Source organism: Rhodococcus sp. EPR-134 (genome assembly GCF_001647205.1).
GTDB classification, from domain to species: Bacteria; Actinomycetota; Actinomycetes; order Mycobacteriales; family Mycobacteriaceae; genus Rhodococcus_F; species Rhodococcus_F qingshengii.
Genome location: NZ_LVCT01000358.1, coordinates 1 through 24,676, shown reverse-complemented (window position 1 = coordinate 24,676; position 24,676 = coordinate 1). Strand labels below are relative to the sequence as shown.

Sequence of the window (24,676 nt, the reverse complement as noted above, 5' to 3'; positions counted from 1 at the left end):
GCGACCACAGCCGCCACCGTCATGTACCGAGGCAGACTGCGAATATCCATCGGGTTGGATCGCTTTCTTTGTTCCACCGACCAAGGGAGGAGATGTCAGGGGTCGAAATGAAGGGTAGCCCGATCAGGAGATTGCCGATTGATCAACACATTCATCTCGCCCCAGCGAGTAGATCGAGGTTGGTAACACCACTGCAGCATGAGCTTCAGCGAGTGTGTCGCCGCACGCACTGATCACCTGGTCGTCGGACGCGCCGCCGAGGGACTCCGGCGTCGATTGGCCACATATGGGGTGAGCTCTTTACAGGGCAGGGATCGGGTCGTCGGCGATTCCGAGCCCGAGATGTTCGATGTGATAGACCGCTTCGTCGAGAAGCATCGCCACATGATTGTCGTACAGGCTGTACACGACGTTGCGGCCCTGCCGCGTCCCCGTCACCAACCCCATCGCACGCAGCAGTCGCAGTTGATGCGAGACAGCGGACTGCTCCATCCCCACCGCCTCCACCAGGTCACCCACAGAACACGCCCCGTGCCGCAGCCGAGTCAACATCCGCAGTCGACTCGGCGTCGCCAACGCCTGCAACGTGGCAGCCACCGTCGCGGCCGACTCCGCATCGAGCTGCGCGGGCGGTGTGGACGTGCCTTCGACTCCGTGACCCATGTGAAGCATCTTACCCATCATGATTACATGAAGAGGTCTTCATGTTTTCCTGTATCGTGGCGTTCGTTCCTACCCCCCTGCCCCCAGCCGGAAGCCGTGCCATGACCACCCCTGTACGCAGCGATCCACACACCGAGCCCGCGGCGCCCCGGGCCGCAACCGCCGTCCGCACCCGGCCGTTCGCACTCCCGGAAGTGCGGTGGGCAGCCATCGCGACCGGGCTGTTCGTCCTCGGGCTTGCCGCTCAGTTCGGCGGTGCCCCGACCTGGCTGTGGTGGACGCTGTATCTGGGCTGCTACGTCACCGGCGGGTGGGAGCCCGCACTGGCGGGCTTGCAGGCGCTTCGAGAGAAAACCCTCGACGTCGACCTGCTCATGATCGTCGCCGCGATCGGCGCCGCGGCGATCGGCCAGGTCCTCGACGGCGGCCTGCTGATCGTCATCTTCGCCACCTCCGGCGCGTTGGAAGCATTCCTGACCCAGCGCACCGCCGACTCGGTGCGCAGCCTGCTCGATCTTGCTCCCGAACGTGCCACCGTCATCGGCCCTGACGGGCACGAAACCATGGTGGATGCGGCGTCGTTGACGGCAGGTGATGTGATCGTCGTCCGGCCGGGCGAGCGGATCGGCGGCGACGGCCGGATCATCTCCGGAAGCAGCGATGTCGATCAGGCCTCGATCACAGGAGAACCCCTACCAGTGGCAAAACATCGCGATGACGAGGTGTTCGCCGGAACCCTCAACGGGACCGGCACTCTGCGAATCCGGATCGATCACGCGGCATCGGAGACGGTCGTCGCGCGGATCGTGGCGATGGTCGAAGAAGCGTCCGCCACCAAAGCGAAGTCGCAGCTGTTCATCGAGAAGGTCGAGCAGTACTACTCGGTCGGAGTCGTGGCCGCGACCCTCGCAGTGTTCTTCATCCCGTTCGCGCTCGGCGGCGCCCTGCAACCGTCGCTGCTGCGAGCGATGACGTTCATGATCGTCGCCTCCCCGTGCGCAGTCGTGCTGGCCACGATGCCGCCGCTACTGGCGGCGATGGCCAACGCCGGCCGCAACGGCGTGTTGGTCAAATCCGCCGTCGTGATGGAGCAGCTCGGTTCGGTCACCACCGTCGCATTCGACAAAACCGGAACCCTCACCAAGGGGTCCCCGGCCCTGACGGACATCCGGCCGATGAGCGGGGCGAACCTCGCCGCCGACGAGCTGCTCACGTTCGCCGCCGCGGCCGAGCATCCCAGTGAGCACCCGCTCGCTGACGCGGTCGTCGCCGCTGCCCGCCAACGCGGGTTGCAGGTGCCCCCTGTCGAAGAGTTCGACTCCGCCCCCGGCCGGGGAGTGCGAGCACGCCTGAACGGTCGCCGGATTCAGGTCGGCAGCCCCGCACACCTGCTTCCAGCGGCGTCGGCCGCGATCGCGGACCGTGCCACGGCGCAAGCGATGTCTGCGGCCGCCGAAATGGAAGCCGGCGGAAAGACCGCGATCGTGGTGATTGTCGACGCCGCACCGATCGGAGTACTCGGACTGGCCGATCAACTCCGCGACGGCGCCCGCGACGTCGTCGACGAACTGACCACCCTCACCGGACACACTCCGGTTCTACTGACCGGCGACAATCCCCGCGCCGCCGCTGCGCTCGCCGCACAGGTCGGGATCACCGACATGCGAGCCGGACTCCTCCCCGAGGACAAGGTCACCGCCGTCGCCGACCTCGAACGCAGCGGCGCGAAAGTGCTACTGGTCGGTGACGGTGTCAACGACGCCCCCGCACTCGCCGCCGCGCACACCGGCATCGCCATGGGCCGCGCCGGATCCGACCTCGCACTCGACACCGCCGACGCCGTCATCGTCCGTGACGAACTCGCCACCATCGCGCGCGTGATCGCCCTCTCACGCCGTGCCCGGCGCATCGTGATCGCCAACCTCGCGATCGCCGCCACCTTCATCACCACCCTCGTCCTGTGGGACCTGTTCGGGCACTTACCGTTACCCCTCGGCGTCGCCGGACACGAAGGCTCCACCGTCATCGTCGGACTCAACGGAATGCGACTACTTTCCCAACGCGCGTGGCGCTACGAGACAGGCAACCTCGGGTGGCGCCGGGCTCGATCCATCTAGAGAAGAGGTACATCTCCCAAGCAAAGGTCGTCCGCCTTCGATTGCCTGCGCGCTACGTAGTGGCGAAGGGAACCCGCGAGTTTTGCCGCGGGACGCCGTCAATGGACCACCCGCCATGAGCAATCTACTATTGACGATAGTAGGTTGTTGATCGACACTGTCCCAGACCGCTCGATCCGAGCATAGGAGAACTCCATGAGCTTGGCGCCGTTCCTCGTCGTAGTTCTCGGAATTCCAGCAGGAATGGCCGCCATAATTGGACTGATGACCGCGGGCAACGAGAGAAAGAGCCGAGTTGACCGACCGATGCGACGCATGCGCGCGGAGATCAGTCGACTCAATTCGGAGAACGCCGCACAGTAGCCCGGCACGGCATCGACCATGCTCACCGCCGATACACTCGTGCTGCATCTCATCTCGCAACCACGAGCGGGACCACGGACGTGGGGTCAAGATCCTTCCTCGGGAGAGGCGACGTCGTGCAGCCAAGGTCGGGCGCGAGAATCGAACTCCCAACGCAACACCAAATCGGATCTCATCACACTGTCCACGTCTTCCGACTGACCAGACAGCCGGCTTCCACATCGGGGCCGGAATGCGTCATCTCCCCTCCTGACATCCCGGCAAGCTTCAACCTACGGAAGGAGCGCGTCGGGTCGGGCGGGGAGTCGACCGGTTTCGAGGAAGATGATGCGTCGTCCGATTTCCACAGTGTGGTCGCAGAATCGTTCGTAGAACCGTCCGAGCAGGGTGATGTCGACAGCAGCTTGCACTCCGTGCGGCCATTGTTGGGCTTGGGTGACGGTGAACAGGCGCCGGTGCAGTTCGTCCATGACCGTGTCGGCGGCCACAAGCTCTTGCGCGTGAGCAGAATCGACGTGCCGCAGTATTACCTGGGTTTCGGTCGCCCGAGCCACTGCTGTCCTTCCCATGTCCGCTACGACTGCCCGCGCTTCGGGCGGTACGGCCGACGTCGGGTGGCGCAGGCGCGCGATCTTGGCGATGTGGACGGCCAGTGCGCCCATACGTTGCAGACTTGCGGCGATGTGCAAACCGCCAACGGTAAATCGGAGGTCATGTGCCACAGGGGCTTGTAAGGCGAGAAGTGAGAATGACTTGTGTTCCCAGTCGGAGGCGGCCCGCTCGAGGTCGGTGTTCGCGTCGAGTACTCGCTCGGCGGTGCGAAGGTCGGCATCGAGGAGGGCTGCCGTTGCCTCCGACATCGCTGTCACGGTGAGCCCGCACATCGACGCCAGGCCACACGAGAGGTCGTCGAGGCTGTCGGCGAAATGTGTGCGCATCTCATCACCCTAGATGTGTACCCAGCGGTTGTTTCGTCTTCAGTTCGATCCGGGGCATCGGGTCCATTGCGCCTCTTCTCGGCCTCCGTCCGGGCAATACCGTTTCTGTGCCCGCCGGTGACGGGTAGAAATGGATTGAAGCCGACAGCCGTAATGGGTGCTGTCGGCGAGGTGCCTGTGGTTAAGCAGTCAGCCGCAGGTGCCGACCACAACGCGATTCAGTCTGTCATCGGTCACAAACCGAGCAGCAGCTGATCGAATTGCGAACGCAACCCACCGAGTAGAGCGAAGTCTGCGCGAACACGGGCGCTCAACTGCTCGGACACCTGGCGGAGTTTGACGTTCTTCTGCTCCAAGCGCCAGATGAGAATGTCGAAGGCCCGCTCCGCGGAAATTCCGTACACGATCATCAGCATCACTTTGGCCTGCTCGATCGCTCCACGGGAGCTACTGATCTCATCGACCAACTCGTCGACCGACTCCCTGACCCATGCGGTCGAGCGTTTCGGTGACGTCTATGTAAAGACCGGCACTACCGATTACTTCGTCGTTGCCGCCGAGGATGCTGTCGCCCACCACGATTCACCGATCTCGTCACACCATTTGTGTCGACGATGCGATGTCTACTACTGAACGGCCCAAACTGGTCGCCGCCGGCACCGCCCTCTACGAGGCGTGAGGCATTATCTTCCTCGAAGACCAACTCGCGGAAGCCCGCCGCATCAACACCGAACTTCAACAGCAAGAAAGCGGACCCGGCGCATCACCCGAATACGCCCAGCACCTCCGACATCACCCCTCCCCCAATACTCTCCGCTACGCCACCACACCCACCTTCGCGGACTGCATCTTCACAGGGCGGATCTGTCCGAGCGGAAACGTCAGGAGTCGAACGCAGACAATGCTTTCGCTACAGTCGATCAATGCAGCACCATCCCGACGTGGCGTTGCACTCGGCCCACCGAACGCGATGTCGCGCAGGCCGAAAATTCGGTGGGCCGCCTCTGACTGCGCGCCCGTCGACCCTGACACCGGGCCGCACGGCCCATCAGGTCGGACGTCTCACCCTGACCTGGTGAACCACGGTGGAACTGTGTCCCCCCAACTGGCGAAAACACATACCCTCGCTCGGCCGCCGAAAACATGGGTACAGAAGAATTTCACCCCGGACAGCGCCTAGGAACCTTCGATCTTGCCGCAACGCCTGGCCGGGGGCAACGCCTAGAACACACACTCGTCTACGCGACCCCCATGGTGGCAGACATGGATTGATGGTGTCGACATGTGCTCAGCACGTACCCGTGCGATCGCGTCGCGTTTCACTCGCGAGTGCATGGCAGCATTTTCCGAAATGAGGAGAGTGGGGCAAAGCACCACGGCAAACAGGACAAACCTCACCTCGACCGCCCGCGAAGCGTACGGCCTAGTCGTACACGTCCGGGAGCGGGCGCCGGCATCTACCGGTCTCATCGGTCCTCTGCCTTGTATGGTCGTCGAGACTGCCCTCCCGGCGTCAGCGCCCCATCGGTTGGGTAGAGCACATATGGTCCTGCAATGATGCACGGCCCAATCTCGCAGTTGCACCGAAAGCTCGCTCTCACTCGTCGATCTCGGCCAGAGAACCACGAACGGCACGGAGGACCTCACGAGATCAGTCCGAAAGCGAACTCCATGCCACCACAGCATTTTTCGCCGTGTCGCAAAGTCAAGACGGTCGGTGCTACGCCTGCAGCGCAAGTTTTCCAATCTGTAACTTCGATTATCTGTGCGCTAGCCGCCGAAAAGCAGTCCAGTGCAAGCCGAACCTCTACGCAATACAGTCAGGAGAACCTGATGACACCACACCCGAAGAGGGAGCATCACCGTGATCCGTCAAACGCCTGAGTCCGCGGGCGTGAGTGGTTTCAGCGACCGCCTCAGTGCTCGTTGATCCCAGGCCCTTGATGAGTGTGTATTGCGCACCGATTCGACACCGTAAAATCGACCGGGAAGCCATGCAGTGCAGTTATTCGCGTAACACGCGAATCTCGGATCTCTCCATCCCAGGCATCGTCGTGATCGCGCGCAGCGGGAGTTGGCATGCCATGTTCGAGCCCACGAGCTTTCATTTCCCCGTTCACATAGTAGAACCGCGCCTTTTGATTCGGGGTGTGGCGATCAAACCTGTCGTACAAGTATTGGTACTCCGCGACCAGGTCATCGCCCGTCATTCGGTAAACCGACAGAGGCGCCTCGTCATTCGTCATCGAATCGCCTCCTTGATACAGCGGCGCCGCAAGAGAATCTCGAAGACCATTCCCCGGCCGAGCGGACTTCGCAACGTGGATTTGCGGTTGACCCACGGGACAATTACACACCTGTCTCCGACGGGGTCAAAGGATGATCCCAGCTTTCGATCGGCTTCGGTCATGCCACCCCAGGTTCCGTACGGCTCACCAGCACCCAGGGCATACTCGCGACAACTACCGAGCAGGGGCAGTTCTGACAAATCCGCCGAGTCGGCGAATCCCACCGGCTTCCAGCAGTAAGACCACCCTCCACCGGCACTCGAACCTCGCCTTCCGTCACGCCCTCACCCGAATAACCTATAACCAAACCCGTGACTGCATTCAAACAAGCAGCAGGAAGGCAAGACACGAAGGAACCCCCCGCCGCCTCGAACGCACCAGTCGCGCCCCGCGACGTAGCCTACGAAGATCATTCTTTGGGCACTCATACGTTGTCTTCGCTTCGAACGCCACCGTGGACGTGCCCGTCGAGCTTCAATTCGATCACGAATCGCTCAGCTCAGACCGGCGTAGGAGTGCAATCCGGACACGACCATGTTGATGATGAACAGATTGAACAGCATCGAGACGAATCCTGCGATGTTTATCCAAGCGGCTTTGGTCTCGCGCCAACCTGCGGTCGCTCGGGCGTGGAGGTAGGCGGCGTAAATCACCCAGGCGATAAACGACATCGTCTCTTTGGGATCCCACCCCCAGAACCGACCCCAGGCTGCCTCCGCCCAGATCGCGCCGAGGATGACTCCGATACCAAAGAGAGGGAAGCCGACGATGACGGTTCTGTAGGCCAACCGGTCGAGTGTCTGGGCGTCGGGCAAACGACGAGCCATCGAACCTACAGGCCCGCGGCGCTCCGCGCCGGCGGGCTGTCGGATCCGTAGTAGGAACGCGAGGCTGGCCACGCCGGAAACCAGGAAGACGCCGCTGCCGATGCTGACGATTGTGACATGGATCGGAAGCCAGTAGGACTGCAGAGCCGGAACGACAGGCGCTGCGTCGGCGTAGAGCAGGGTTGCCGCAACGAACATCAGGATTAGGACCGGCGCCAGAAGAAAAACCCACATCGCGCGGTATGTCTGCCCACGCAGAAACACGATGCCAGTCGCCGTTGCGGCCGCGGTGGCCATGGTGACGAACTCGTACATGTTGCCCAACGGGAAACGTCCGGTTGCGAAGCCACGCAACACGATCGACACAAGGTGCAGTCCCAAGCCCACGACGAGAACCGCGGCACCCATGTTGCCGAGACGCTCGGGCACTGGCTTCGGCGGAGCCGAAACGATCCGTCCGGGCACTTCCGGCGACGGCGCCGAGACTCCCCCTGCCGCCACAAGCTTCCTGCTCCCCAACTCGAACCGGTGGACGTGGTCGGTGCGTGTCGCGGCGTAGTGCCAGATCAGCAACACGAGGGCTAACAGATACACGGCGAAGGCCGACTGGAACGACAGGTCACTCAGCCTGGCAATGGTTTGGTTGATGGGCACGGTGGGTCCTCTCCTGAGCCATCCGGGTTCTCAGATCAGATGCGGCCGCACCCGTCCAGCGAGTTTCTACTACTCGTACGTCATTCGTGGTCCATTAATCCGTGCCGCAGACTTGGCAGAATCGCACAACCTACAATTCCGTCTGGGATGCGCCGGACCCGCCGTACGCGTCATTGCCCGACCTCGGCGCACTGCGGTTTCGATCAGTCGTCCGTTCAGATCAGCATGCCCGTAGAGGTCGGCGAGGGCACATATTGACTACTATGCCCGATAGTAGTCAATGTTGTGTGGCTCAACGGGGAGTCACCCGGAAAATGAGGCTGCCGTCGGATACCGCGTTCCGCGGCGCTGAGTGATATGCCAAACCCCTCAGGGCGCAAGGGCTCGCTGACGCAACGAACATTGCCATGTCACCGAGCGAACACGTTGACGCATTGATCTGCTGACCGACCCTCCGGGGACGCGACTTCGCGCTCACGGCAACGCTTCTAGGTGCACTGGACCACGTGCGCGATAGATGGGCGGATGTATGAATACGCTCACCAAAGGCGGGGTCGACCGTGCATCCGCATTGAGCCTCTGCTCCGACAACCTCACAACCCGAACCGCTACGCCAGAAGTCGCCGAGCTTGAGAGTCGCCCCAAACGGCTCCCAAACCGGACTTTACATGCATAGGTGCGCATGTAACAATACCGGAGCGGGAAGGCTTGTCCGCGAAGCGAGAAGGTGGCGTGCTTGAAGTTTTGGTCGCGAGTTTCAACCATGCAGATGCGTCGTCACCGGCGAACTGAGTCGCAACTGACCGAGCCGCGCCGAACTTAGGCCACGCTTGTCCGTCCACCGACCTTTCAATCGGACATCAATAGCCGTCGCGCGAGTGTGCGCATCCTGCGTGGCTCGTCCCACCACCCACCGACGCGAGGAGTGCCGATGACCGAGTCAGCGACCGACGGAGCCCCCACGCATCCGGTGATCCATCTCTCACAGCTACTGAAGCGACCAGTGATCGCACGGAATGGGGACATCGTCGGCGCCCTAGACGATCTGATCGTGCGATTGCTCGGCGTGGACACCTACCCGACGGTATCCGGGCTGGTAGTCAATGTCGGCGGTCGGCGAGTGTACGTTTCTGTCGAACGGATCGAGCACCTCGACGGGGACCGGGTGATGCTGGCGCAGAACAAGGTGGACCTGCGCGGGTTCGAGCGCCGCGAGGGCGAGGTACTGCTGCGTTCCGACGTCCTTGGCCATCGGCTGATCGACGTCCCGGCCGCGGAGCTGGTGCACGCCTACGACATCGAACTCGAGAACCCCGGTCACGGGTGGGTACTCGCACGGCTCGACACTCGCCGCCCGGCCCGGTTCTTCGGCTTAATCAAATCCCATGGAGGACACGCCAGTCGGGATTGGAAAGCGTTCGAACCCTTGATCGGCCACAAACACAGCATGGTAGTGCGGCGGGTCGGCGGGCGAGTCGGCACCCTTAAACCGGCGCAGATTGCAGATCTGCTCGAGGGCGCAGACAAGCGCGAGGGTGGGGAAATCCTTGACCGCGTCCACACCGACCCCGAGCTTGAGGCGGACGTTTTCGAAGAGCTCGACCCGGGCAAGGCCAACAAGCTGCTCGCCGACATGAGCGACGTCGAGGTGGCCGGTGTGCTTGGTCTCATGCGCGCAGACGACGCCGCCGACGCAGTCGCAGAGTTACGACAGTCCCGCCGTCGACGAGTGCTCGATCTGATGCCGGCCGGCCAACGCACGAAGGTGATCACACTAATGGGGTTCAATTCGTCCAGCGCCGGCGGCCTGATGAGCGTCGACGTCATCTCCTGCGCCGCCACCGCCACTGCGGCGCAGGCCCTGTCGGCAATCTCAGCAGCACGGTCCATGCAGCCCGAGGCTCTGCTGAAGGTGCACGTGCTCACCGACGCCGGCCGGCTGATCGGGGTGGCGTCGGTCATCCGGCTGCTGCAATCGGAGTCGGTGACCCCGATCGTCGACATCATGGACACCGACCCTGTGCGCGTGACCCCCGTGGCGGACCTAACCGAGGTGGCGGTGCTGATGGCCGACTATAACCTCGCGACGATCCCAGTCGTCGACGATGCCGACCACGTCGTCGGCGTGGTCACCGTCGACGATGTCCTCGAGGCCTCCATCCCCGACGACTGGCGACGGCGAGAACCTGCACCGAGGCCCATCGTCGAGCGCGCCACCGACCACCCTACGACCAACACCACCTCCACAGATCCAGGCGGTGATGACCGTGGCTGAACCCGAGATCACCGACGCCACCCCGGCACATACGCCTGTCGGTATGCCTGAACCGCGACCGTCCGCAGTCCTCGATTCCGCGCACCTCGGCGACATCGAGGGGGCGCTCGGAAGAATCAGTTTGTCCGACAAGGAATCTCGCCGCACTTTCAAGGCTCGGATGCTGACCATGTTGGCGATCGTCGGGCCTGGCCTCATCGTCATGGTCGGTGACAACGACGCCGGCGGTGTTGCCACCTACGCGCAGGCCGGCCAGAACTACGGGTACTCGCTGCTTTGGGTGTTGCTATTGTTGATTCCAGTGCTGATCGTCAACCAGGAGATGGTTGTCCGACTCGGGGCGGTGACCGGGGTGGGGCATGCCCGGCTGATAAACGAGCGCTTCGGCCGCGGGTGGGGCTGGTTCTCGGTCGGCGATCTGTTCGTATTGAACTTCCTGACCATCGTCGCCGAGTTCATCGGAGTTTCACTGGCCGCCAGCTACTTCGGCGTCTCACGGTACATCGTCGTGCCGACCGCTGCGGTCGCGTTGATCGCGATCATGGCCACCGGCAGCTTCCGCCGCTGGGAACGTGCGATGTTCGTCTTCATCGCCGTCACGGCGGTACAGATCCCGATGCTGCTGCTCTCACACCCAGACTGGGGTCGCGCTGCCCGAGACTTCGCGATTCCGGGCGTCCGAGGCGGGATCACCTCGGACGCGGTGTTGTTGATTATCGCAATCGTCGGCACCACTGTCGCGCCGTGGCAACTGTTCTTCCAACAGTCCAACATCATCGACAAACGGATCACCCCGCGGTTCATCAGCTACGAACGAGCCGACACCGTCCTCGGGGCGCTGGTCGTCGTCGCCGGCGCAGCGGCATTGATGATGACCGCCGACTACGCCGCCCGCTCAACTGGCAGTGTCGGAGAATTCGTGGACGCCGGCGACATCGCGCGCCTACTCAGCGCGAATGGTTCCGTCCTCGGCCCGATCTTCGCGATCGTGCTTCTCGACGCCTCGATCATCGGTGCCGCTGCGGTCACTCTGTCGACCAGCTACGCCTTCGGTGACGTGTTCGGGATCAGCCACTCGCTACACCGAGGGTTCAAGGAGGCCAAACCCTTCTACCTCTCATACGGTGCCATGGTCCTCCTTGCCGCGGGGATCGTGCTGATCCCCGGCGCACCGCTTGGACTGATCACTACCGCCGTGCAGGCTCTTGCCGGACTGCTCCTGCCCAGCGCGAGCGTGTTCCTGTTGCTGCTGTGCAACGACCGGCAAGTACTCGGACCCTGGATTAATCCGCGCTGGCTCAACCTCGTCGCCGGGCTGATCGTCGCGGTCCTGCTGATGCTCTCGGGAATCCTCATGGCCACCACCGTTTTTCCCGACCTCAACGTGGTGACCGCCTCAATATACCTAGGGATAGCGTTGGTCGTCGCTGGCATCGTCGCAACAGTTGGCGTGCGGTGGCTCGACCGGCGCCGCGGCGTAGTCACCGCTCTGCCCCCTGACGTCGGGCGAGAGGCAAAGATGCAGTGGCGGATGCCGCCGCTGACGCTGCTCGAACCGGTCGTGTGGTCCTCCGGAACGAAACTGGGCATGCTGGCCTTGCGGGGCTACCTCGTCATCGGCGCGATACTTCTCGTGGTCAAGGCTATTCAACTCGGCAGCCGATAGGATGCCGAGCCGCAGCCAAATGAGAGTGCGAGTACCAGCAGCTCGGGAGTCACCACCACGCGGGATGCCGGTCTCGATGCCGTGCTCGAGAACCTCACGGTCGCTGCGCCGCAGACCCAGGCAGAACCGGTAGGTGACGAAGAACGCGATCGGGGGGCAGCAGCACCATGCCGATTCGGCCGATCCACATCATCGCGTTCAGCGAGATGTTGAACTTGTACGCAATGATGTCGTTGACGCAGGGGATCGTCAGACCAGGTAGAACGCGATGACCATCGCGCCGATCGCGGTGCGGACCGGAACGTCCCGCGGACGCTGCAGCAGGTTTGCCTGCGTGCGGTGGTAGTCGGAGATTCAGCACCGATCGCAGGGCTCGCGGGTTCGGATGCTGCGCTTCCTCGTCGTGGTCGTGGTACTGATGGCCGACTATAAACTCGCGACAATCCCAGTCGTCGGCGTGGTCACCGTCGACGATGTCCTGCCGCCGGGCAGAACAACTTGACTCCGTAGCCGGGTACAGGGTTCACAATGGCAACATGCGTAGCAGTGAACTGGCCACCCTCACGGGTGAATGTGCAGACGTTGCGGTACTACGAACGGCGCGGACTCCTGCAGCAGCCTCCACGATCCGCCTCGGGATACCGCTCATATCCGGGATGAGGCGGTCGAGATTATCCGGTTCGTCAAACGCACCCAGGAACACGGCTTCAGCCTCGAGGAGATCAACGAACTTCTCCACCTCTACGGTGGCGGACCGGACGATTGCGACGCAGCGCGGAGACTCGCCCAGAAGAAGATCGCCGAGCTCGACGAAAAGATCCGAGATCTGCAATGCATGCGGGCCTCATTGACCGAATTCGCTTCCACCTGTGCACTACCGCGAGCTGACCGGCACTGCCCCATGCTCCAGACATTGCACACCGACGAAGGAACACCATGATTCAACTCGAAATTTTGCAAGTCCTGGACTGCCCCAACGTGCCGCTCCTCGAACAACGAATCGAGCAAGCTCTCGCGGGTGTATCGATCGAATGGGAACTGCGCCACCTGGTCATCGAGGATTCCCAATCAGCAGCACTCGCGGGTATGGCCGGGTCTCCGACGTTGCTCGTCGACGGCCACGATCCCTTAGCCGAGTCAAATCAGATCCCGAGCGTGTCCTGCAGGCTCTATCGCGATGCCGCGGGCGCTGTCGACGGCGCTCCTACTGTGTCGGCGCTGAGGAGAGCATTCGGAATGGATTGACCAACGTGGACAGTCGTTGACTGCTGCTCCGAATTCGGCTTCGGCAGCAGCGATCGCCGCGACCTAGCCCCTTCCCGGGTGACACCGGGGGATGAAGGAGGCTTCATCTATGCCGGCGTGGCCGCGGGAAACTTCTTCACGCGGTGCGCGACGCGCGACGCCTCTCATCTACGACCATCACCTCGTCGTTGATCCGGCGTCGCAACGATCGGAATGCGATCGCAGAGATGGCGAATCCGAGCAGCAAGGCCCCGAACAGTGACAAAGCGCCGGGGATTTCGAGGTCGAATACGGCGTTGATTCCCATGACGATCACTGCGAGCCCAGCGATCAGGGCGAGTCGAGCTGCGGTGTAGTACACCATCAATCGCACAAGCTTCGACCGTGCGATTCGTGTCATTCGCGTCGGCGGCCCTTGATGTGAATCCAGTGCTGGAATTTCGGGGCGGGCCGACGAGCTGGGACGACCCTCCGGGGCGGATTGACGTTTCACAGTGCTCGATTCAATAGTTGGACTCGGGCCCCTGCCGCTGCTGAGCGAGGGCCGGTGGAAGAACCAATATAGCTACTATGCACAATAGTAGTTCAGTGTTGTTCCCCGATTCGCCGCACCATACTTGGAGGAAGTGTATGCAGGCACGGTCGCGATGGCTCATGTTCTTCTTGGCCGTGATCGCCCTCCTTGTCGTGGCAATCTGGCCTCGATCCGAACCAACCGAATCCCACTCCCCAACCCGACCGCAAATGCCCCCGGCCGCATCCCAAGACGACGGCGAAGCTCTCGACCCGAGCTTCACATCTGCGACCGCAGCAGCGAAGGTTTCCTGCCCTGCGGCCCCGGCGGCACCGCCCGTGAACGGAAAACTCCGGGGAATCAAAGCGACGTGTCTTGGCGAGAGCACTGAAGTCGACCTCGGCGCAGCGCTGTCCGGGGAACCCACCTTGATCAATCTCTGGGCTTCGTGGTGTGGGCCGTGTCGATCGGAGATCCCGGTTCTGAACGATTACGCAGGCAGCCCCGGCGCCATCCGTGTGGTCGGCGTCAATGTCCAGGACGACATGTCAGCAGCACTAGCACTTCTCACGGACGCCGGCGTGCGCTATCCCTCGTTCGCCGCCATCGACGACGTCGGAATTGCACTGTCGGCGCCGCCAGTTCTGCCGCTGAGCTTCCTCGTCCAACGTGACGGGTCCGTCGACCAGGTCACAGCCCCCATGGTTTTCGAAAACACGGACCAAATACGCTCCGCCGTAAGTGAGTTGATGAAATGACAGTCCCCACACCCACGCGACAACGGATGCACCGCACCCCCCGAGCGCATGCCCATCCCCTCTCACTCATTGCTATCCTCACCGCGGTGGTCGTCGCCGCAAGTGGGTGCGCGAGCGGTACCGACGCGGTCGCTTCGGGTGCGAACTTCGATTTCGTCTCGCCTGGGGGGCAAACCGATATCTTGTACGACCCACCCGAGTCGCGAAATAGAATCGGCGCATTGGCCGGGCCTGACCTTATGACCGACGGTAACGATATCTCACTGACTGACTACGCAGATCAGATCGTCGTGATCAATCTGTGGGGACAATGGTGCGCCCCATGCCGCTCCGAGGCCGACGATCTCGAACGCGCCTACGAAGCAACCAAAGACCTCGGCGTTCAGTTTCTCGGGATCAATGTTCGAGATCCTCAACGTGACAAAGCTCAGGACTTCGTCGTCGACAACAACGTGAGCTACCCCTCGATCTACGACCCGTCGATGAGGACCTTGATAGCGCTCGGCGGAAACTATCCGACGAGCGTGATTCCCTCCACGTTGGTGTTGGATCGTCAGCATCGCGTCGCCGCAGTGTTCCTTCGTGCACTTCTCACTGAGGATCTACAGCCTGTCATCGAGCGTGTGGCGGCCGAACGGTGAACGACTTTGCCCAAGGCATCGGGTCCAGCTTCCAGACCGCCGCCTCGAGCGGTCCGTTGCTGCTCGCCGTAGCGGCGTGCGTTTTGGCCGGTCTGGTCTCTTTCGCCTCACCGTGCGTGGTGCCACTGGTTCCCGGATACCTGTCGTATCTAGCCGGCATTTCCGGAGCTGATTCTCCGGCGGTGACCCCTGAAGACGCGACCACGAGACCCGCAGCAGGCAGATGGCGGGTGACAGGCGCGGCAACGATGTTCGTCGCGGGATTCACGGTGGTGTTCGTTTTCGCCACCGCATCGGTATTCGGCGTGATCAGCACCCTGCGCATCAACGAAGCGCTGCTCCAACGTGTGGGCGGGGTGATCACCATCGTGATGGGGTTGACATTCATCGGCCTTATTCCTGCCCTGCAGAAAGACGCACGATTCGCGCCGCGACGAATCTCCTCCCTTGCCGGCGCACCTTTGTTGGGGGGCGTGTTCGCGTTGGGCTGGACACCATGTCTCGGCCCCACTCTCGCAGGGGTTCTTTCGGTGGCGGCCGGAACTCAAGGCACGACGGCAGCGCGCGGGGTGCTGCTGATCGTCGCCTACTGTCTAGGACTTGGATTACCGTTTATCGTGCTGGCGTTCGGGTCGGTGAAAGCGCTCCGAGGCGTCGGATGGCTCAAACGCCATTCACGAACGATTCAGATCGTCGGCGGAATAATGCTCGTCGCTGTCGGTCTGGCACTGGTCACCGGTGTGTGGGGCGTGTTCATCGGCTGGTTGCGCAACGAGTTTGTCAGTTCGGTCGTGTTGCCGATATGACAGAGAGTGTCCCCACGGGAGCTCGCATCCGTCGCCTCCCGAGACTGATTATCCGAGAAAGCATTCGAATGCTGCGCCAGTACTGGCGCAGATTGACGTCGATGAGTACCGCGCTCGTGCTCCTGTTCCTCTTGGCGCTGGCAGCACTCCCCGGAGCAATGCTGCCTCAGCGAAATCTCAACGTGCAGAAAGTGTCCCAGTACATTGCGGCCCAACCAACCCTTGGCCCACTGTTCGACAAGCTGGAGTTGTTCGACGTCTTTTCCAGTTTCTGGTTCACCGCAATCTACGTTCTCCTGTTTCTCTCTCTCATCGGCTGCCTGTTTCCACGCTTGCGGGCGCATCTCGGCGCACTCAGGAGCCAGCCTGTGCGGGCACCTCGGAATCTGTCCCGGTTGCCGCACCATTTCCGCGGCGAGGTAGATATCTCTCACGACGAGGCCTTGACGAGAGTGCGCCGGTCTCTCAAGGGTTGGCGCATCGCAGTCAATCCCGAAAATGATTCCGGAGTATCGGTTTCGGCGGAGAAGGGATATCTGCGCGAGGCCGGGAATCTGGTTTTCCACTTCTCGTTGATCGGGTTGCTCGTCACCGTCGCCATCGGCAAGCTGGTGGGGTACGAGGGTTCGGTCATCGTCATTGCCGACGGTGGTCCTGGATTCTGCAACACCTCACCCGCTGTGTACGACTCATTTCGCGCTGGAAGTGCAACTGACGGAACTGGTCTCGCACCGTTCTGCATCAAGGTCAACGATTTTTCCGCGGACTATCTCGATACTGGTCAGGCCGAAATGTTCACCTCCAACATCTCATACCAGAGCGGGCAGGACATCGCGACCAATACGTGGAAGGACTACCGTCTTCGAGTCAACGAACCGTTGCGTACCGATGGCGCCCGCGTCTATCTGACCGGCCACGGGTACGCGCCGCAGTTCACCGTCACTTTCCCCGATGGCCAGTCCCGTACCGAGACAATGCAGTTTCAACCGGACGACGCGGTGACGTTTCTCAGCAGTGGGGCGTTGCGTTTCGATCCACCCGGCGGTTCGTTCCCCGATCCGAACGAGCGCCGGAAGAATCAGATTGCCATCGAGGGACTCTTCGCGCCGACCGCGGCCTTCAGTGGGACGCTCCTGACTTCGTCGTTTCCCGACGCACGTGATCCTGCGGTCGCGATCGACATCTACAAGGGCGATACGGGTCTGGATACCGGCATTCCGCAATCGATCTTCTCGTTGAATACGGAGATGATCAACCAAGGAAGGCTGGTCAAACAAGATCGTGTGAACCTTCGACCGGGAGAGACGCGGACTCTCTCTGACGGAACACAGGTTCGGTTCGACGGGGCCAAGGAATTCGCCAATCTACAGGTGTCGTACGACCCTGCGCAACAGTGGGTTCTCGTCTTTGCGATCACGATGATGCTCGGACTTCTGACCTCGCTCGTGATCAGGAGGCGGCGCGTGTGGATCCGTTTACGCCCGGGGGCAGCACCGGAGCAGGTCGATCTCGAACTCGGAGGCCTCGCGAGGACCGATCATGCAGGGTGGGGCGGCGAATTCGACGATCTTTGTGAGAAATTGTGGACGGACCAGCACAGTTCTCCTTCTACGGGAGCGGGCCTGTGAGGGTCCCTTCGTCCGAACGTGCACTCACTGCCGACGGTGAACTCGATGCATGCCTGAAGAGTGGTCGCCCCAAACGGCTTTACGGTGGGAACGCTTTGCGTCTCGCGCTTTCGGTGGGCGCTGGGTGGCTGCTATTTCTCAGTTTTCCGCCGCGCACGCTGTGGTTTCTGGCCCCTGTCGCCATCGCCCTGCTGACCGCCGTTCTCCAGGGTCGCAGTCTCCGTGCGGGTTTCGGATTCGGCTATGCCGCGGGACTGGGATTCTTCGTTCCCTTGCTGCCGTGGGTCGGAGCGTATGTCGGTGCAACGCCTTGGTTGGCGTTGGCGGCGATTGAAGCGCTCGCGTTCGGCGTGTTCGGCGTACTGGCAGTGGCCGTCGGTCGCGCTCCCCTTTCCCCGGTGTGGATTGCGGGTGCATGGGTCACCGCCGAAGCACTTCGTAGCCGAATTCCGTTCGGCGGTTTCCCGTGGGGGCGTTTGGCCTTCGGGCAGGCGGACAGTCCGCTGCTGCCGTTGGCTTCGATCGCAGGGGCGCCAGGTCTTTCCTTCGTGACTGCACTGACCGGAACTCTCATCGCCTGGTCACTGGCCGGACCCTCCCGTGTTCGATGGCAAGCATTGGCGAAGGGTGGCGTTGCCGTCGTCCTCATCTTTGTGAGTGCATTGGTGACAAGTTCTCCCGGTGCCGCCCCTGACGAGGTCGTCACTGCTGCCGTCGTTCAGGGCAACGTGCCGCGACTCGGCCTCGATTTCAACGCCCAACGCCGAGCGGTGCTCGATAATCATGTTGCCCGCACCGAGCAGCTCGCTGCCGATGTCGCGGCGGGTCGCGCAGCCCGGCCACGGCTTGTTATCTGGCCCGAAAATGCTTCGGATATAGATCCTTTGGTGAATCGGGATGCGGCAGAGCGACTGGACCGAGCAGCCCGTTCGATCGGGGCACCAATCCTGGTCGGTACGGTTCTCGTAGGTGAAGCGAGCACATCGATCAACAGTGTCATGGTGTGGGATCCCACGGATGGCCCTGGCCAGCAACACATCAAACGACAACTCGTGCCGTTCGGGGAGTACCTGCCGCTCCGACCGATCATTCGTGCAGTGTCGTCGTACGCCGATTCTGCGGGCAATTTCGTTGCCGGGAATGGGAACGGTGTCGTCGACCTCAACGGAGTTCAGGTAGCTGTTGCCACGTGTTACGAGGTGGCCTTCGACGATCTGGTGACCGAGTCGGTCCAGGCGGGAGCCACCGTCATCGCGGTTCCCACCAACAATGCGACCTTCGGCCGGACGGAGATGACCTTTCAGCAATTGGCCATGTCGCGGGTGCGGGCAGTCGAGCACGGTCGCACTGTGTTGATCGCCGCGACCAGCGGTGTCAGTGCGATCATCACGCCGACGGGAGAGGTACGCCAACAGAGCGAGATCTTCACAGCACAGGCATTGACCGACGAGATCGCCCTGCGTTCCGATCTCACACCGGCAACACGTCTGGGCGCGGTTCCCGAGATCGCCCTGGCGGTGATCGTCCTTTCTCTCGCTGCCGCATCTCTCTTCGGGGGCGCGTACCGCTTCTGTCTCGGCAGAAGAACGAAACCATGAATTACTATGATTGATAGTAATTCAGTGTCGGTGCCAGCGCGCAAGGGAACGAGTCCACCAATGTCGAAGAACCGCAAGAAGAACACACCCCGCCCCCGCGGCGGTGGGGTGCCCGGTGGCCGAAGTTTTCCGTGGTCGATATCGATCGCAGTCCTGATTATCGCCGGCCTGGTCTCGGTCATCGCCTACAACATGGTGCCCAAGGCCATCGAGAGGACCGAAGCACAAAAATACGCTCCGAGCGCGGACAACCCGGACCCCTCGCTGTCCATCGAAGGGGTAACCGAAATCGAATACGCGGCCGGCAATCATATTCAAGCGCCTCAGCGCGTTGCATACGATCAAACTCCCCCCTTGGGAGGAGCGCACGATCAGTACTGGGCGACATGCACAGGCATCGTCTACCCGGAGCCGATACGCACTGAGAATGCGGTGCATTCACTCGAGCACGGTGCGGTCTGGATTGCCTACAACCCCGACTCGTTGAATCCGTCCGACGTCGACGCCCTTACCTCCCAAGTCAACGGTAAGCCGTATTCCCTGATGTCACCGTTCCCTGGCATCGATTCCCCCGTTTCGATTCAGTCGTGGGGGCACCAACTCAAAGTCGACAGCGTCGACGACCCCCGTATCGCAAAATTCATCACCGCCCTCAAACAGAACCCGAACACCCATCCAGAGGCCGGTGCCAGCTGTGCAACGGTCCCGGGAGGATTCGACCCGAACGCTCCTTTCCCCTTCGACGCATCTCCGCCAGGCCCTGACGCGATTCCCGCAGCGTCGGAGCAGTCAGCCACTGGTCTTCCCGCAGCAACGACCCCACCTGCGCCGGCGATCACGAGGAGTCGCGAAAATGGTTGAACACGAGGCGGTATCGATTCAATCCGAGTCGGTATCCGATTCATCGGGCAAACGCCATGCCACGCCGGCCGCAGTGTTGGTGGTCGGTATTGTCATCGCTCTGTTGATCGGAATCATCATCGGCCTGTGGGCAAAGGGGCGGATCGAGAACACCTCGCAGGGGGTCCCAGCCGTCGGCGCAGTGGAGGTCGGCTTCGCGCAGGACATGTCGGTTCACCACGGGCAAGCGGTCGAGATGTCGTCCCTCGCATTGGTGAACACTGCCGACCCCGCTATCCGTACGCTCGCGTACGACGTCGTCACTACTCAGCAAAGTCAGATAGGAATGATGCAGGGGTGGCTGTCCCTCTGGGATCGACCCGCCCGGAGCACGGGCGAGTATATGGAGTGGATGCCCTCAACTTCCTCGGCGATGAATCACTCGATGCCCGGCATGAGCACCGGACAAAGTGATTCCGGCGTAACTGAATCAGTCGCGATGCCGGGAATGGCTTCTCCCGCCGAACTCGCGGAACTACGCACCCTGACCGGACCGGCATTTGAGATTCGCTATTTGCAATTACTGTTGCGCCACCATCAAGGGGGAATTCCGATGGCCCAATACGCCGCTGACAATGCCGATCTCCCCGTCGTGACAAATCTTGCTCGACAGATCGCCGCTACACAGCAGGCCGAATCGACCGCATTGCGAGAACTGCTCGCAGTGAGAGGTGCCCAACCGATCCCGATGAACTGACCACTCATCTCACACACCGTCGCATCCGCCGAACCCGATCATCGAGATGCCGAGAGCAGTCATCGACGGGGAAGGGTTTTGAGGAATTCGTTGTAGGCCTCGAGGTCGACGTCACCGTCCCTGGCGGCCTTTTTGTCGACGGCGGCGTTGGTGCGGGTCTCGTCGCGATTCCACCTCATCGCGAAAACCACCATGATGATCAACGCGACGGGTTCTCCGTACGACCATGCCAAAGCCCCCGCCATTTGTTGATCGGCCATCAGATCGACGTTCCAGGACGCCGGCGGATTGGTGAAGGTACTCAGGAGTGGCGAGGTTGCCATCATCAGGATCACGCCGATGAAAACATGGAGAGGCATTTCGACGAAGAGGTCGAAACATCGACCCAGGTTGCTTTGCTTGACGGGCAACGGCCCAGATGAGAGCACCGGAACGATGAACAACACTCCAGTGGCCAGGAAGAAGAGCTCCAGGCCTGTGTGACCGACCCAGGACGACGCCACCAGGTCGAATACCGGCGAGAGGTAGATGCCGTAGTAGCTGAACAGGAACAGTGGAATCGTGACGCCGGGGTGTAGCAGAATCTTCGCCGTCCGGCTTCTGAGTGCCGTCAATGCCAGCTTGAGGATCGGAATTCCCCACCCTGTGTGAGGGGTGGAGCGCAGCAGGAGAAGACCTGGGCTGCCGAGAACGAGCAGTGGTGGAATCGCCATCGACAAGGTCAAATGCTGGAACATCCAGATACTGAAGAGTTCGTACCCGTAGCCCTCGACGGCGAGCCCCGTGACCAGGATCAGCAATATACAGCCGAAGAGGAAGCTGGCCGTCCTCGTCCACGGCCACACCCGACCGGAAGACGTCACCCGGTAGACACCCCAGCCATACCACGCTGCCAGTAGGACTCCGATCAGTGGTAGGACCGGGAGCGGCTGCGGCGCCCACCCCACCATTGCTCCGAACGAAGGCACGGCCTCGGGTAAACGTATCCAGTCCATCACCTACGTGGTCCCTCCCCGCTCGTACTGTGTTGTAACATCTCAGCGCTTCGAGCGCTTGTCTCCGCGGAGAACGATGACCATCCCGATCACGAACAGGATTGCCACTGCGCCACCGAGAATCGGCAACAACAGTGGGGATCCGTCGTCGGAGTCGGCATCGGCGGTCGCCGCCGACGGCGCAACAGTTGCCGGAGGTGTTGCACCTCCGGGAAGCGGCGCCGCATTGTTCTTCGCCGCGTTCAAGGTGAAGGAGTACGACCCCGTGATCGGGTGTCCGTCCTCAGAGATCACCCGGTAACCAACGGTGTAAGTGCCAGACGACATCTGACCGGTCGTCACGAGAGAAACGCGCTCTCCCTGCACCGACGGCTCCCCGGCTCCGACCTGCGTCCCGTCGGCCGCACTGACGGTCACGTTCGCGAAACTCGTCTGAATCTCCTGATTGAAAACCAATTCCACCGAACTCGGCGCAGTGTCGAGAACTGCGTCGGCGGATGGAGTCGATCCGACCAGTGCACTGTGTGCTTGCGCGGTGCCTGCGCTTATGAGCGCACACCCCGCAGCCACCAGCAGCACAACCATTGCACGCCTCAAAATCTGTTCCTCCTACTCGGCTCACACCATCGAGGTGCGGAGTCCGGCGATCGATGCACACCGCACTTCGCTGAGACAATACCTCCGACTACTATGTTGCATAGTATTCAGGGCTGTGTGGTGGCCGGAAGGTTGCACGCATCGACGAACACCGACCAGGTAGGCGGATCCATGAAGTTGACCACCAACGCGAAATTCTCGATAGCCCTGATAGCTGTCTTCGCTGTCGTCCTCGGCGCGCTGTTGCTCGGCAACCGCAGCGGGAGGGAGACAAACAGCGCCAGCGCTTCGGACGCATCGGTTCTTCGCGACGACACGCATCTACTTTCCTCTGCGCCGGACAACGATGTCGTTCTGGTCGAATTCCTCGACTTCGAGTGCGAGGCATGCCTGGCGATGTATCCGACGATGGAGCGGATACGTGCTGAGTACGCTGACCGCATCACGTTCGGTGTACGGTACTTCCCCATTCCCAGTCACACGAACAGTCGACTCGCGGCGCGAGTCGTCGAAGCGTCGTCCAGGCAAGGGAAGTTCGTGGAGATGTACCAGCGAATGTACGACACGCAGACCCAGTGGGGCGAGTCGTCCGAATCTCAAGTAGCCCTCTTCCGTACGTTCGCCCAGGATCTGGGACTCGACATGGCGACCTTCGAAGCAGATATGAATGATCCCGCAGTCGCAGAGCGTGTCGAAGGGGACTTCAACGAAGGTATCGACCTGGGCGTGCAGGGCACACCGACGCTGTTCCTCAACGGCGTCCAGTTGCCGTCCATGCCGACATATGACGATCTCACCGCTCGCATCGACGCAGCGCTGGCCCAATGACATCAACGGGAGCACGCGGTGCCCACGTCGACACTGGTATACCTCCGACTGTCGACTCGGCCCCGAAAGTGTGCTCCCCCTATGTCGTCGGATGGATTCTCACTGCAGCAGGCGCTCTCGGCTTGGCGGCGTCTCTGATACTGACTATCGAGAAGTTTCAGCTTCTCGCGGATCCCTCATATCGCCCGTCCTGCAGCATCAACCCCGTCCTCAGTTGTGGATCGGTGATGAGTTCTCCACAAGCCTCGATCTTCGGTTTCCCGAATTCGATCCTCGGTATAGTCGGGTTCACCGTCCTACTGACCACGGGAATCGTGACCCTCACCGCCGCAAAGGCACTACCTCAGTGGTATTGGCGCTGTATCGTCATCGGCTTGCTCACCGGAGCGGTGCTGGTTCACTGGCTGATTTTCCAAAGCCTGTACAGAATCCAGGCACTGTGCCCGTACTGCATGGTCGTGTGGGTGGTGACGATGACAGCCCTCTGGTATGCCATTTTGCATCTAGGTGCTCGTAGCGCGTCGACCTCCTCGCGAATCGTGACCGTCGGCACCGAGAAACACACTCTCGTGCTTACTATCTGGATCGTGTCCGTCGCGAGCATGATTCTCAGCGCATTCTGGGACTACTGGTCGACACTGGTCTGACGAGTCCCACGAAAATCTGCCAACGCCGTCGCACTCGGCCAACTGTTGCACGATCAGTCAACCTTCAACTCAACTACTATGGATCTTAGTTTTTAGATCCGCAACCCTCCCGAGTAGAGGGCGATGAGGCCAGGAGAAGGAGACGAATATGAAATTCATGGGTGCAGCGAAAGCGCTAGTCGACAAGGGCAAGGAGGCTGCCTCGAAGAACGCAGACAAGATCGAAAACGCGATCGACAAAACCGCCGCGTCTGCCGAAGCCAAGACCGGTGGAAAACTGACCAGCCAGATCCGGAGGGCTGCGCTTGCGGCAAAGAGAGCGATTCCTCCGAAGAAGTAGCGACTCTCTTTGCCTTGCCGCCTGATTGCTCGTTGGTCTCCACGCCGTACGACTGAGAATCGGCGTCGAGAGCGCGAATAATCTCGCTTCGGTGTGCCCCCCTCGTGACAGCACACCGAAGCGAGGAGCGCTCAGGGTTCGGTCTGCGGAATCACGATACTCGCGTGAAAATCTCTGTGCCACAGCCGCGCAAGGAGGGCGTAATAGGATTCGGTTACCCTCGATTGCGTCGAGAGCGCCGCTTCCGACGACTCGATTGTCGTCGGAACGAGAAGGAGGGCACGATTCGCCAATGCCGCCGCGGAACTCCCGATATCCATCACTGCGCCACTGATACTGGCCGCGGCGTTCAGCACGGGGTCTGGAAGGACAGTGGTGGAACGCATGAAGGTCCGCTCTGCGTCAACGAAATCCGCTCCGGTCTGGAGATGATTCTCGATTGCGGCGATTACTTCGCTGACTCGACGGGTGTGAACCCGAAGTTTGCGGGGGTGCCGGATGTGGCGACGAGATACCGGTGGCAAAGTCCGCAACCGGGCACCAGCATGGTTCGCCACGCCGCCGTCGAGAGCGGTCGGCAGTACGTCTCGAATCAACCAGTCCGTGAGTAGGGCGGCAGCGGTATCTGTTGCCGGGACGATGACCACCGGCATTGTTCGTGTTGACATTGACTTTCCCATCGGTATGGCCG

Annotated in this window: 27 protein-coding genes and 1 pseudogene; 17 read left to right on the top strand and 11 right to left on the bottom strand. The window is 61.5% G+C overall.

What is annotated here, in order from left to right:
* Positions 1–300 precede the first annotated feature (300 nt).
* Positions 301–663, bottom strand: coding sequence for an ArsR/SmtB family transcription factor (locus A2J01_RS16030; protein WP_047270658.1), 363 nt, complete (start codon positions 661–663; stop codon positions 301–303).
* 101 nt (positions 664–764) lie between these two features.
* Between A2J01_RS16030 and A2J01_RS16025 the strand changes: the two genes are divergently transcribed.
* Positions 765–2,780, top strand: coding sequence for a heavy metal translocating P-type ATPase (locus A2J01_RS16025; protein ID WP_047270622.1), 2,016 nt, complete (start codon positions 765–767; stop codon positions 2,778–2,780).
* A gap of 195 nt (positions 2,781–2,975) precedes the next feature.
* On the top strand, positions 2,976–3,143 hold the full coding sequence (locus A2J01_RS35820; RefSeq protein WP_155419211.1) for a hypothetical protein: 168 nt from the start codon (positions 2,976–2,978) through the stop codon (positions 3,141–3,143).
* Positions 3,144–3,415: 272 nt separating this feature from the next.
* On the opposite strand, the gene phoU is transcribed toward A2J01_RS35820, so the two are convergent.
* The 5 genes from phoU to ccsB form a co-directional block, all read right to left on the bottom strand.
* On the bottom strand, positions 3,416–4,081 hold the full coding sequence (gene phoU / locus A2J01_RS16015; protein WP_047270619.1) for a phosphate signaling complex protein PhoU: 666 nt from the start codon (positions 4,079–4,081) through the stop codon (positions 3,416–3,418).
* 233 nt (positions 4,082–4,314) lie between these two features.
* Entirely contained in the window at positions 4,315–4,548 is a 234-nt protein-coding gene (locus A2J01_RS36875; RefSeq protein ID WP_054827431.1) for an ANTAR domain-containing protein, read from the bottom strand.
* A gap of 1,449 nt (positions 4,549–5,997) precedes the next feature.
* Positions 5,998–6,327: a hypothetical protein gene (locus tag A2J01_RS16000; RefSeq protein ID WP_054827429.1), complete on the bottom strand. Its 330-nt coding sequence runs from the start codon at positions 6,325–6,327 to the stop codon at positions 5,998–6,000.
* A complete protein-coding gene (locus A2J01_RS15995; protein WP_052959928.1) occupies positions 6,324–6,593 on the bottom strand; it encodes a WhiB family transcriptional regulator in 270 nt (89 codons plus the stop codon). The genes A2J01_RS16000 and A2J01_RS15995 overlap by 4 nt, the downstream gene beginning before the upstream one ends.
* 270 nt (positions 6,594–6,863) lie before the next feature.
* On the bottom strand, positions 6,864–7,850 hold the full coding sequence (gene ccsB / locus A2J01_RS15990) for a c-type cytochrome biogenesis protein CcsB (RefSeq protein WP_047270614.1): 987 nt from the start codon (positions 7,848–7,850) through the stop codon (positions 6,864–6,866).
* 931 nt (positions 7,851–8,781) lie between these two features.
* Between ccsB and A2J01_RS15985 the strand changes: the two genes are divergently transcribed.
* Together A2J01_RS15985 and A2J01_RS15980 are read left to right on the top strand one after the other, a co-directional pair.
* On the top strand, positions 8,782–10,125 hold the full coding sequence (locus A2J01_RS15985; RefSeq protein WP_047270613.1) for a magnesium transporter MgtE N-terminal domain-containing protein: 1,344 nt from the start codon (positions 8,782–8,784) through the stop codon (positions 10,123–10,125).
* Positions 10,126–10,168: 43 nt separating this feature from the next.
* Complete coding sequence (locus A2J01_RS15980) at positions 10,169–11,791, top strand: Nramp family divalent metal transporter (RefSeq protein WP_047270656.1); 1,623 nt, start codon at positions 10,169–10,171, stop codon at positions 11,789–11,791.
* A 63-nt stretch (positions 11,792–11,854) separates the two neighbouring features.
* Here the strand turns inward: A2J01_RS15980 and A2J01_RS15975 are convergent.
* A pseudogene (locus tag A2J01_RS15975) lies at positions 11,855–12,118 on the bottom strand (cytochrome b); the annotation flags it as partial.
* A gap of 201 nt (positions 12,119–12,319) precedes the next feature.
* On the opposite strand from A2J01_RS15975, the gene A2J01_RS36870 reads away from it, so the two are divergent.
* Genes A2J01_RS36870 through A2J01_RS15965 form a run of 3 tightly spaced genes read left to right on the top strand, consistent with a single transcriptional unit; the run spans position 12,320 to position 13,036 of the window.
* Entirely contained in the window at positions 12,320–12,451 is a 132-nt protein-coding gene (locus A2J01_RS36870; protein WP_223304459.1) for a MerR family DNA-binding transcriptional regulator, read from the top strand.
* Positions 12,441–12,731, top strand: a complete 291-nt coding sequence (locus tag A2J01_RS35165; protein WP_223304461.1) for a MerR family DNA-binding protein — start codon at positions 12,441–12,443, stop codon at positions 12,729–12,731. The genes A2J01_RS36870 and A2J01_RS35165 overlap by 11 nt, the downstream gene beginning before the upstream one ends.
* Positions 12,728–13,036 (top strand): hypothetical protein, encoded by a 309-nt coding sequence (locus tag A2J01_RS15965; RefSeq protein ID WP_047270607.1) that lies wholly within the window; start codon positions 12,728–12,730, stop codon positions 13,034–13,036. Before A2J01_RS35165 ends, A2J01_RS15965 begins: the two co-directional genes overlap by 4 nt.
* Positions 13,037–13,172: 136 nt before the next feature.
* Here the strand turns inward: A2J01_RS15965 and A2J01_RS15960 are convergent, their stop codons facing one another.
* Positions 13,173–13,436, bottom strand: a complete 264-nt coding sequence (locus A2J01_RS15960) for a DUF4229 domain-containing protein (protein WP_080961187.1) — start codon at positions 13,434–13,436, stop codon at positions 13,173–13,175.
* A gap of 344 nt (positions 13,437–13,780) precedes the next feature.
* Here A2J01_RS15960 and A2J01_RS15955 point away from each other — a divergent pair, with 344 nt between their 5' ends.
* From A2J01_RS15955 to A2J01_RS15925, 7 genes are read left to right on the top strand one after another with little or no spacing between them, the layout of a single operon-like run.
* Positions 13,781–14,308, top strand: coding sequence for a TlpA family protein disulfide reductase (locus A2J01_RS15955; RefSeq protein WP_442971568.1), 528 nt, complete (start codon positions 13,781–13,783; stop codon positions 14,306–14,308).
* A gap of 26 nt (positions 14,309–14,334) precedes the next feature.
* A complete protein-coding gene (locus A2J01_RS15950; RefSeq protein ID WP_047270604.1) occupies positions 14,335–14,949 on the top strand; it encodes a TlpA disulfide reductase family protein in 615 nt (204 codons plus the stop codon).
* Positions 14,946–15,755, top strand: a complete 810-nt coding sequence (locus A2J01_RS15945) for a cytochrome c biogenesis CcdA family protein (RefSeq protein ID WP_047270602.1) — start codon at positions 14,946–14,948, stop codon at positions 15,753–15,755. The genes A2J01_RS15950 and A2J01_RS15945 overlap by 4 nt, the downstream gene beginning before the upstream one ends.
* Positions 15,752–17,383: a cytochrome c biogenesis protein ResB gene (locus A2J01_RS15940; protein WP_054827427.1), complete on the top strand. Its 1,632-nt coding sequence runs from the start codon at positions 15,752–15,754 to the stop codon at positions 17,381–17,383. Before A2J01_RS15945 ends, A2J01_RS15940 begins: the two co-directional genes overlap by 4 nt.
* Positions 17,380–18,981, top strand: coding sequence for an apolipoprotein N-acyltransferase (gene lnt / locus A2J01_RS15935; RefSeq protein ID WP_054827437.1), 1,602 nt, complete (start codon positions 17,380–17,382; stop codon positions 18,979–18,981). Before A2J01_RS15940 ends, lnt begins: the two co-directional genes overlap by 4 nt.
* 60 nt (positions 18,982–19,041) lie before the next feature.
* Complete coding sequence (locus A2J01_RS15930; protein WP_047270598.1) at positions 19,042–19,842, top strand: DUF3105 domain-containing protein; 801 nt, start codon at positions 19,042–19,044, stop codon at positions 19,840–19,842.
* The gene (locus tag A2J01_RS15925; RefSeq protein WP_064113085.1) at positions 19,835–20,578 is read left to right on the top strand and encodes a DUF305 domain-containing protein; all 744 of its coding nucleotides are present in this window, start codon (positions 19,835–19,837) and stop codon (positions 20,576–20,578) included. The genes A2J01_RS15930 and A2J01_RS15925 overlap by 8 nt, the downstream gene beginning before the upstream one ends.
* A 59-nt stretch (positions 20,579–20,637) precedes the next feature.
* On the opposite strand, the gene A2J01_RS15920 is transcribed toward A2J01_RS15925, so the two are convergent.
* Both A2J01_RS15920 and A2J01_RS15915 read right to left on the bottom strand, forming a co-directional pair.
* Complete coding sequence (locus tag A2J01_RS15920; RefSeq protein WP_054827426.1) at positions 20,638–21,573, bottom strand: cytochrome c oxidase assembly protein; 936 nt, start codon at positions 21,571–21,573, stop codon at positions 20,638–20,640.
* Positions 21,574–21,615: 42 nt separating this feature from the next.
* Positions 21,616–22,158 (bottom strand): copper resistance CopC family protein, encoded by a 543-nt coding sequence (locus A2J01_RS15915; protein WP_223304457.1) that lies wholly within the window; start codon positions 22,156–22,158, stop codon positions 21,616–21,618.
* A 183-nt stretch (positions 22,159–22,341) separates the two neighbouring features.
* On the opposite strand from A2J01_RS15915, the gene A2J01_RS15910 reads away from it, so the two are divergent.
* From A2J01_RS15910 to A2J01_RS15900, 3 genes are all read left to right on the top strand, one after another.
* Complete coding sequence (locus A2J01_RS15910) at positions 22,342–22,998, top strand: DsbA family protein (RefSeq protein WP_047270652.1); 657 nt, start codon at positions 22,342–22,344, stop codon at positions 22,996–22,998.
* Positions 22,995–23,645: a vitamin K epoxide reductase family protein gene (locus A2J01_RS15905; RefSeq protein ID WP_052959927.1), complete on the top strand. Its 651-nt coding sequence runs from the start codon at positions 22,995–22,997 to the stop codon at positions 23,643–23,645. The genes A2J01_RS15910 and A2J01_RS15905 overlap by 4 nt, the downstream gene beginning before the upstream one ends.
* A gap of 148 nt (positions 23,646–23,793) precedes the next feature.
* Positions 23,794–23,985 carry an antitoxin gene (locus A2J01_RS15900; protein WP_047270593.1) on the top strand — a complete coding sequence of 64 codons (192 nt, stop codon included), beginning with the start codon at positions 23,794–23,796 and terminating at the stop codon, positions 23,983–23,985.
* Positions 23,986–24,116: 131 nt separating this feature from the next.
* Here A2J01_RS15900 and A2J01_RS15895 read toward each other — a convergent pair whose 3' ends face one another.
* Positions 24,117–24,653, bottom strand: a complete 537-nt coding sequence (locus A2J01_RS15895) for a hypothetical protein (protein ID WP_223304456.1) — start codon at positions 24,651–24,653, stop codon at positions 24,117–24,119.
* Positions 24,654–24,676: the final 23 nt, after the last annotated feature.

Excerpts from the sequence above, each read along its gene's own strand:
- A2J01_RS15895 (WP_223304456.1), bottom strand. The coding sequence starts at position 24,653 with ATGTCAACACGAACAATGCCGGTGGTCATCGTCCCGGCAACAGATACC.
- A2J01_RS15910 (WP_047270652.1), top strand. The coding sequence starts at position 22,342 with ATGAAGTTGACCACCAACGCGAAATTCTCGATAGCCCTGATAGCTGTC.
- A2J01_RS15950 (WP_047270604.1), top strand. The coding sequence starts at position 14,335 with ATGCACCGCACCCCCCGAGCGCATGCCCATCCCCTCTCACTCATTGCT.
- A2J01_RS15940 (WP_054827427.1), top strand. The coding sequence starts at position 15,752 with ATGACAGAGAGTGTCCCCACGGGAGCTCGCATCCGTCGCCTCCCGAGA.
- A2J01_RS15900 (WP_047270593.1), top strand. The coding sequence starts at position 23,794 with ATGAAATTCATGGGTGCAGCGAAAGCGCTAGTCGACAAGGGCAAGGAG.
- A2J01_RS15980 (WP_047270656.1), top strand. The coding sequence starts at position 10,169 with ATGCCTGAACCGCGACCGTCCGCAGTCCTCGATTCCGCGCACCTCGGC.
- phoU (WP_047270619.1), bottom strand. The coding sequence starts at position 4,081 with ATGCGCACACATTTCGCCGACAGCCTCGACGACCTCTCGTGTGGCCTG.
- A2J01_RS36870 (WP_223304459.1), top strand. The coding sequence starts at position 12,320 with ATGGCAACATGCGTAGCAGTGAACTGGCCACCCTCACGGGTGAATGTG.
- A2J01_RS16030 (WP_047270658.1), bottom strand. The coding sequence starts at position 663 with ATGGGTCACGGAGTCGAAGGCACGTCCACACCGCCCGCGCAGCTCGAT.
- A2J01_RS15955 (WP_442971568.1), top strand. The coding sequence starts at position 13,781 with ATGCCCCCGGCCGCATCCCAAGACGACGGCGAAGCTCTCGACCCGAGC.
- A2J01_RS15905 (WP_052959927.1), top strand. The coding sequence starts at position 22,995 with ATGACATCAACGGGAGCACGCGGTGCCCACGTCGACACTGGTATACCT.
- A2J01_RS16025 (WP_047270622.1), top strand. The coding sequence starts at position 765 with ATGACCACCCCTGTACGCAGCGATCCACACACCGAGCCCGCGGCGCCC.
- A2J01_RS15930 (WP_047270598.1), top strand. The coding sequence starts at position 19,042 with ATGTCGAAGAACCGCAAGAAGAACACACCCCGCCCCCGCGGCGGTGGG.
- A2J01_RS15965 (WP_047270607.1), top strand. The coding sequence starts at position 12,728 with ATGATTCAACTCGAAATTTTGCAAGTCCTGGACTGCCCCAACGTGCCG.
- A2J01_RS15915 (WP_223304457.1), bottom strand. The coding sequence starts at position 22,158 with ATGGTTGTGCTGCTGGTGGCTGCGGGGTGTGCGCTCATAAGCGCAGGC.
- A2J01_RS15985 (WP_047270613.1), top strand. The coding sequence starts at position 8,782 with ATGACCGAGTCAGCGACCGACGGAGCCCCCACGCATCCGGTGATCCAT.
- A2J01_RS16000 (WP_054827429.1), bottom strand. The coding sequence starts at position 6,327 with ATGACGAATGACGAGGCGCCTCTGTCGGTTTACCGAATGACGGGCGAT.
- A2J01_RS15920 (WP_054827426.1), bottom strand. The coding sequence starts at position 21,573 with ATGGACTGGATACGTTTACCCGAGGCCGTGCCTTCGTTCGGAGCAATG.
- A2J01_RS15925 (WP_064113085.1), top strand. The coding sequence starts at position 19,835 with ATGGTTGAACACGAGGCGGTATCGATTCAATCCGAGTCGGTATCCGAT.
- A2J01_RS35820 (WP_155419211.1), top strand. The coding sequence starts at position 2,976 with ATGAGCTTGGCGCCGTTCCTCGTCGTAGTTCTCGGAATTCCAGCAGGA.
- A2J01_RS15960 (WP_080961187.1), bottom strand. The coding sequence starts at position 13,436 with ATGACACGAATCGCACGGTCGAAGCTTGTGCGATTGATGGTGTACTAC.